This window comes from Paenibacillus sp. 2TAB19, from assembly GCF_052115185.1.
Taxonomy (GTDB): domain Bacteria; phylum Bacillota; class Bacilli; order Paenibacillales; family Paenibacillaceae; genus Pristimantibacillus.
This window is the reverse complement of the sequence record NZ_JBFRGE010000175.1, coordinates 1-2,787: the sequence shown is the minus strand read 5'-3', so window position 1 is coordinate 2,787 and position 2,787 is coordinate 1. Positions and strand designations below refer to the sequence as shown.

General features: G+C 52.5%; 2 protein-coding genes. Both read right to left on the bottom strand.

Annotated elements, in window-relative coordinates; translation table 11 throughout:
* Positions 1 to 146: ribosome-binding factor A (locus tag AB4Z33_RS30700; RefSeq protein WP_442053531.1), on the bottom strand; the 146-nt coding region annotated here is incomplete at its 3' end.
* Between the two features lie 7 nt (positions 147 to 153).
* Positions 154 to 2,787, bottom strand: a 2,634-nt coding sequence (gene infB, locus AB4Z33_RS30695) for a translation initiation factor IF-2 (protein ID WP_442053530.1), incomplete at its 5' end; no start/stop codon positions are given.

Genomic DNA, 2,787 nt, shown 5'->3' with positions numbered 1-2,787 from the left:
ACCGTAACAGGGGTAGAGACGCTAGTCGTCTCTACCCCTGTTACGGTAATAAAGCCGATTCTTGGATCTTTAAGCTCCATTTGAATAATTTGGCTCAGCTCTTTTTTAATTTGCTCGCTGACCCGCCCTACACGAATTTTTGCCATGCCGTAATCACCTCTCTACCGTTTCCATGACGAACGCTTCAATTATGTCCCCTTCTTTGACATCGCTGAAACGCTCTAGCGTGATGCCGCATTCGTAGCCTTGAGCAACTTCCTTCGCGTCATCCTTGAAACGTTTGAGGGTATCGATCTTCCCTGTATAAACGACAATGCCTCCGCGGATAAGTCTTGCTTCAGCCGAACGCGTTATTTTGCCCGAAGTAACCATCGAACCGGCAATCGCGCCAACCTTCGTCACTTTAAATACGCTACGAACTTCCGCATGGCCGATAACGACTTCTTTGTAGATCGGATCAAGCATGCCTTTCATCGCTTGTTCGATCTCGTCGATGACGTTATAAATAACGCGGTGCATACGCACGTCTACTTTCTCTTGCGCGATCGTCGATTCCGCTTGCGGATCAGGACGAACGTTGAAGCCGATTACGATCGCGTTCGAAGCGGAAGCGAGGATAATATCCGATTCCGTTATTGCGCCTACGCCGTTATGAAGAATCTTAACGCGTACGCCTTCAATATCGATTTTCGCGAGCGAGCCTTTAAGCGCTTCGGCCGAGCCTTGAACGTCAGCTTTAATAATAACGTTCAAGTCTTTAATTTCACCGTCTTTGATATGGTTATACAGATCATCGAGCGTAACCCGTGTATTCGCGCCCATCTCCGATTGACGATGCTTGATCGAACGGCGGTCAGCGATTGCGCGAGCTTTGCGCTCGTCCTCGAATACCATGAACGGATCGCCCGCTTGCGGAACTTCCGTAAGACCGGTAATTTCCACCGGTGTCGACGGTCCAGCTTCTTTTAAGCGGCGGCCTTTGTCGTTGACCATCGCTCTAACGCGGCCGAAGCAGTTGCCTGCAACGAATGCATCACCGATCTTAAGCGTACCGTGCTGCACGAGAATACGTGCAACCGGGCCTTTGCCCTTGTCCAGCTCGGCTTCGATAACCGTTGCGCGGGCACGTTTGTTCGGATTCGCTTTGTAGTCGTTCACTTCTGCGACAAGAAGAATCATCTCGAGCAAACCTTCAAGGCCGATACGCTGCTTCGCCGATACTTCAACGAAGATCGTGTCGCCGCCCCACTCTTCGGGAACGAGTTCATACTCGGTCATTTCTTGCTTAATCTTATCAACGTTCGCTTCCGGCTTATCGATCTTGTTGACTGCAACGATGATCGGAACGCCAGCTGCTTTCGCATGGTTGATTGCCTCAACCGTCTGCGGCATAATGCCGTCATCGGCGGCTACGACAATAATCGTAATATCCGTTACTTGTGCGCCGCGGGCACGCATGAGCGTGAACGCTTCGTGACCAGGCGTATCGAGGAACGTAATTCTTTTATGATTGATTTCGACTTGGTAAGCACCGATATGCTGCGTAATGCCGCCAGCTTCGCCGCCCGTTACGTTCGTCTTGCGAATGGCGTCAAGGAGCGTCGTTTTACCATGATCGACGTGACCCATAATGGTCACGACTGGCGGACGAGCTTCCAGCTCCGCCTCTTCATCCGTTTCTTCAACGGTCTCGAAGGAATCCTCTTCAACTGGAATTTTCACTTCAACTTCAACGCCGTAGTCGCTCGCGAGCAAGTGAATCGCGTCCATGTCAATCTCTTGGTTAATTGTAGCCATTACGCCAAGGAAGATCAGCTTCTTAATGACTTCGGAAGCATCCTTGTGAAGCAGTTTGGCGAGTTCCCCTACCGTCATCGTACCGCGTACAATTATCTTCTTAGGCGTATTGTCGATCTTCTCGCGCGCAGGCTGCTGCTGCTGATATCTGCCTCCGCGGCCTTTTTGACCACGGTTATTGCTGTTGCCGCCTCTGTAGCCGTTAGGCTTGCCGTCATCAAAACGTTTCGTATTGGTGCGACCGTTCTTGTCCTTCGCATCGTTGCTGCGATTAGGAGCTTGCGTCGTCGATCTGGATTCGAACGAACGGCTTGGCGCAGCCGGCGCGGATGCCGAACGATTGCCGCCGCCGTCTGGACGAGGAGCGCTTGGACGATTGAAGCCGCCTTGACCTCCGCCTTGGCCTCCCTGTGCTGGACGACTGCCTTGACCTTGCGAAGAAGGACGGTTAAACCCGCCGCCTTGTCCGCCTGGACGATTCGGATTCGAGCCGGATTGAGCAGGGCGATTGCCGCTGCCGCCTTGGCCTTGTCCGCCTTGACCGCCTTGACGATTCGGATTGGATCCGGACTGTGCCGGTCKATTATTGTGAGATTGCGCTGGACGGTTGTTGCTTTGTTGTCCTGCTGGTCGTTGTTCGCTTTGCTGTTGGGTAGATGGTGTTTTCGTATTAATAGAATTCGTAGGCCCCTGTCTGTCATGATTTGGATTATTGCTTGTCGGCCCTTGCGTCGCCTGAGAAGATTGTGGCGCTTGTGCCGCTTGTGGTGGCTGTGGCTTTCGCTCTTGCTGCTGCTGTTGCTGAGGCGGCTGCGATTGCTGCGACGGCGGACGGTTAGCCCCTTGCTTAGCAGAAGCAGACGAAGATACGGACACGCCCCCGGATGATTCCTGTGCGCGCTTAGCCGCTGCATTCGCCTTAATATCACGGAAGAAGCCTTCAACCTTATGAACCATTTCGTTTTCCATAACACTCATATGGTTGTTTAC